Annotated in this window: 5 protein-coding genes; 3 read left to right on the top strand and 2 right to left on the bottom strand. The window is 65.8% G+C overall.

The genetic code is table 11. The features are described from left to right. From H162_RS33780 to H162_RS35475, 3 genes are all read left to right on the top strand, one after another. A partial coding sequence (locus H162_RS33780) for an NAD(P)(+) transhydrogenase (Re/Si-specific) subunit beta (RefSeq protein ID WP_020657078.1) occupies positions 1–129 on the top strand: 129 nt, incomplete at its 5' end. Between the two features lie 52 nt (positions 130–181). Continuing rightward, complete coding sequence (locus H162_RS35480; protein ID WP_371847019.1) at positions 182–706, top strand: NAD(P)-binding protein; 525 nt, start codon at positions 182–184, stop codon at positions 704–706. After that, complete coding sequence (locus H162_RS35475; RefSeq protein WP_020657077.1) at positions 628–849, top strand: 4Fe-4S dicluster domain-containing protein; 222 nt, start codon at positions 628–630, stop codon at positions 847–849. The genes H162_RS35480 and H162_RS35475 overlap by 79 nt, the downstream gene beginning before the upstream one ends. A gap of 339 nt (positions 850–1,188) precedes the next feature. Here the strand turns inward: H162_RS35475 and H162_RS0129565 are convergent, their stop codons facing one another. Further along, positions 1,189–2,373, bottom strand: a complete 1,185-nt coding sequence (locus H162_RS0129565) for an acetyl-CoA C-acyltransferase family protein (protein WP_020657075.1) — start codon at positions 2,371–2,373, stop codon at positions 1,189–1,191. Positions 2,374–2,399: 26 nt separating this feature from the next. Continuing rightward, positions 2,400–2,752, bottom strand: a 353-nt coding sequence (locus H162_RS32395) for a methylmalonyl-CoA mutase family protein (RefSeq protein WP_040788608.1), incomplete at its 5' end; no start/stop codon positions are given.

Raw genomic sequence — 2,752 nt, 5'->3', positions numbered from 1 at the left:
GTCAACAAGCGCTCGATGGCTTCCGGTTACGCCGGCCTGGACAACGACCTGTTCTACCAGCCCAACACGATGATGGTCTTCGGCGACGCCAAGAAGGTCATCGAGTCCATGGTCAAAGCCGTCGACTAAATAGGGTCAGAGCGACTAAATAGGGTCAGAGTCGAGGCGATCGACTAGCATCATGACAGCACATCTCCATGCTCATCGGGAGCACGGACCGCGCGAAGCAAGGGAGTACGACGTGGTCATCGTCGGTGGCGGTCCGGCCGGCCTGGCGGCGGCGATCCGCATCAAGCAGCTGGCGTTGGAAAAGGGGTGGGAGATCTCCGTGCTGGTGCTGGAAAAGGGCGCCGAACTGGGGGGCGCACATCGTGTCCGGCGCGGTGATGGACCCGCGCGCGCTGACCGAGCTGCTGCCGGACTGGAAGGAGGGGGCGCGCCGCTGAACACGCCCGTCACGGAAGACCGGGTGCTGTTCCTGAGCGCGACCAGGGCGTACAGGAGCCCGAACTTCATGCTGCCGAAGTGCTTCGGGAACCATGGCAACTACGTGATCTCGCTGGATAATGTCGTGCGCTGGCTGGGCCAGCAGGCGGAAAAGCCTGGGCGTGGAGATCTTCCCGTGCTTTGCCGATCGACGTCAACCTGTCGCAGTTCGCGGGACCGGAACAGCGCTACTGTCCGGGCGGGGTCTACGAATTCGTGAAGAACGACGACGGCCAGGATCGCCTGCAGATCAATGCCCAGAACTGCCTGCACTGCAAGACCTGCGACATCAAGGATCCGGGCCGGAACATCGTGTGGGTGACGCCGGAAGACGGGGGCGGGCCGAATTACCCGAACCTGTGAATGGCGTCGTTGGAAGGCCGTCTCACGACGGCCCTTTTTGTTGTGTCAATCGATCAGCCGGTGCGTCTGTGCCTGTCCTGGTATTGGCTTGCCGGGATCGGCGTGCACTGCCAGCTGCCGGCCTTGATACACGCGATGCAGCGTGGCGTCAGCCCATCGCGGCTGGAGGACATGGGGGCGAAGAATTCACAGTCCGCGGGCCAGAAGTCGCCGCATGAGCGGCACCGCTTTTCTATGCCAAGCTCCGTCACTGCCTTGAATGGTGAGTCAATCGACATGTGGCGCCATCCTTTCACCGGATTGTGGCCGGGCCGCGCACTGCGGCCCGGGTAGTCCATATTACAAGCGTTCGAAGATCGCTGCGATGCCCTGGCCGCCGCCGATGCACATCGTGGCCAGCGCGTAGCGCCCGCCGATGCGGTGCAGCTCATGGATGGCCTTGGTCGCGATGATGGCGCCGGTGGCGCCCACCGGGTGGCCCAGCGAGATGCCCGAGCCGTTCGGATTCACCCTGGCCGGATCGAAGCCCAGTTCCTTCGACACCGCGCAGGCCTGGGCCGCAAAGGCTTCGTTCGATTCGATGACGTCGAGGTCGGCGACCGTCAGGCCGGCCTTCTGGAGCGCGAGGCGGGTGGCCGGCACCGGGCCGATGCCCATGTAGAGCGGCTCGACGCCGGCGTGGGCATAAGCCACCAGGCGCGCCAGCGGCTTGAGACCCAGTTGAGCGGCGCGGCCCGCCTCGGCCAGCACCAGCGCCGCCGCACCGTCGTTCAGGCCGGAAGCGTTGCCCACGGTGACCATCCCATCCTTCTTGAACACGGCCTTCATCCCGGCCAGTTGCCCGGCTGTCACCTCGGCGCGCACATGCTCGTCGGTGTCGAACAGGACGGTTCCCTTGCGCGACGCGATTTCCACTGCTGCGATCTGCTCGCGGAAATAGCCCTGTGCGATCGCATGCGCGGCACGGCGCTGGCTTTCGAGCGCCAGTTCGTCCTGCATGGCGCGGGTGATGCCGTAACGCTGCGCCACGTTCTCGGCGGTGATGCCCATGTGGACCTTTTCCCACGGGTCGTGCAGGATGCCGCTCATGTAGTCGACCACCTGGGCGTCGCCCATGCGCGCGCCCCAGCGCGCCGCCGGCAGCAGGTAGGCGCCGCGGCTCATCGATTCGGCGCCGCCGCCGATCGCGATGTCGGTATCTCCCAGCAGGATGGCCTGGGCCGCCGAGACGACCGCCTGCAGGCCGGAGCCGCACAGGCGGTTGACGTTGAAGGCCGGGGTTTCCTGGGGAATGCCCGCGTCGATCGCCGCGACCCGGCTCAGGTAGGCGTCGCGCGGCTCGGTCGGCACCACATTCCCCATCACGACGTGGCCGACGTCTTCCGGCTTCACGCCGGAGCGCTCCAGCGCCGCCTTGACGGCGGTGGTGGCCAGCTGCGACAGCGGCACGTCCTTCAGTGCGCCCCCGAAGCTGCCGATGGCGGTGCGGGCGGCGCCCACGATGACGATCTCACGTTGTTTCATTGTTGTCCCTCGTTTGGTTGATGTGTTTACATGCTGCGGCGGTACTGGCCGCCGACTTCGAACAGGGCATGGCTGATCTGGCCCAGCGAGCAGACGCGCACGGCGTCCATCAGCCTCGCGAAGACGTTCTCGTCGGCGATGACGGCCTGCTTCAGGGTGGCCAGCATCGCCGGCGCCTGGTCGGCGTGGCGCTGCTGGAAGTCGGCCAGGCGCGTGAGTTGCGACTGCTTTTCCTCGTCGCTGGAGCGCGCCAGCTCGATGATCTGGGGCGCTCCGTCGGCCTTCGGGTTGCGGAAGGTATTGACGCCGATGATAGGCAGGGTGCCGTCGTGCTTCTGGTGCTCGTACAGCATCGACTCTTCCTGGATCTTGCCGCGCT

Origin of the sequence: Massilia niastensis DSM 21313, assembly GCF_000382345.1 — a bacterium.
GTDB lineage: Bacteria > Pseudomonadota > Gammaproteobacteria > Burkholderiales > Burkholderiaceae_D > Telluria > Telluria niastensis.
This window is presented reverse-complemented; position numbering and strand designations above follow the sequence as displayed.